The organism is Streptomyces sp. NPDC002537 (assembly GCF_053594975.1).
On sequence record NZ_JBSFWT010000172.1, the window covers coordinates 3,465 to 4,927 of the forward strand.

General features: G+C 56.8%; 1 rRNA gene (only partly in view). It reads left to right on the forward strand.

Features of this window, described 5'->3' with window-relative positions:
- Positions 1 to 1,463 (forward strand): 23S ribosomal RNA (locus ACWD4A_RS35075); its annotated part reaches 1,711 nt to the left of the window's first position; the annotation flags it as partial.

Genomic DNA, 1,463 nt, shown 5'->3' on the forward strand with positions numbered 1-1,463 from the left:
AGCCCAAGGTGGTAGTAGGTAAGCGATGGGGTGACGCAGGAAGGTAGTCCAGCCCGGGCGGTGGTTGTCCCGGGGTAAGGGTGTAGGGCGCTGTCCAGGCAAATCCGGACAGCATGAAGCCTGAGACCTGATGCCGAGCCGATTGTGGTGAAGTGGATGATCCTATGCTGTCGAGAAAAGCCTCTAGCGAGTTTCATGGCGGCCCGTACCCTAAACCGACTCAGGTGGTCAGGTAGAGAATACCGAGGCGTTCGGGTGAACTATGGTTAAGGAACTCGGCAAAATGCCCCCGTAACTTCGGGAGAAGGGGGGCCATTCCTGGTGATGGAATTTACTTCCTGAGCTGGGGGTGGCCGCAGAGACCAGCGAGAAGCGACTGTTTACTAAAAACACAGGTCCGTGCGAAGCCGTAAGGCGATGTATACGGACTGACGCCTGCCCGGTGCTGGAACGTTAAGGGGACCGGTTAGCTCCACTTCGGTGGGGCGAAGCTGAGAACTTAAGCGCCAGTAAACGGCGGTGGTAACTATAACCATCCTAAGGTAGCGAAATTCCTTGTCGGGTAAGTTCCGACCTGCACGAATGGCGTAACGACTTCTCGACTGTCTCAACCATAGGCCCGGTGAAATTGCACTACGAGTAAAGATGCTCGTTTCGCGCAGCAGGACGGAAAGACCCCGGGACCTTTACTATAGCTTGATATTGGTGTTCGGTTCGGCTTGTGTAGGATAGGTGGGAGACTGTGAAGCGGGCACGCCAGTGTTCGTGGAGTCGTCGTTGAAATACCACTCTGGTCGTGCTGGATGTCTAACCTGGGTCCGTGATCCGGATCAGGGACAGTGTCTGGTGGGTAGTTTAACTGGGGCGGTTGCCTCCTAAAGAGTAACGGAGGCGCCCAAAGGTTCCCTCAGCCTGGTTGGCAATCAGGTGTTGAGTGTAAGTGCACAAGGGAGCTTGACTGTGAGACCGACGGGTCGAGCAGGGACGAAAGTCGGGACTAGTGATCCGGCGGTGGCTTGTGGAAGCGCCGTCGCTCAACGGATAAAAGGTACCCCGGGGATAACAGGCTGATCTTCCCCAAGAGTCCATATCGACGGGATGGTTTGGCACCTCGATGTCGGCTCGTCGCATCCTGGGGCTGGAGTCGGTCCCAAGGGTTGGGCTGTTCGCCCATTAAAGCGGTACGCGAGCTGGGTTTAGAACGTCGTGAGACAGTTCGGTCCCTATCCGCTGTGCGCGTAGGAGTCTTGAGAAGGGCTGTCCCTAGTACGAGAGGACCGGGACGGACGAACCTCTGGTGTGCCAGTTGTCCTGCCAAGGGCATGGCTGGTTGGCTACGTTCGGGAGGGATAACCGCTGAAAGCATCTAAGCGGGAAGCCTGCTTCGAGATGAGGACTCCCACCCCCTTGAGGGGTTAAGGCTCCCAGTAGACGACTGGGTTGATAGGCCAGATATGGAAGCA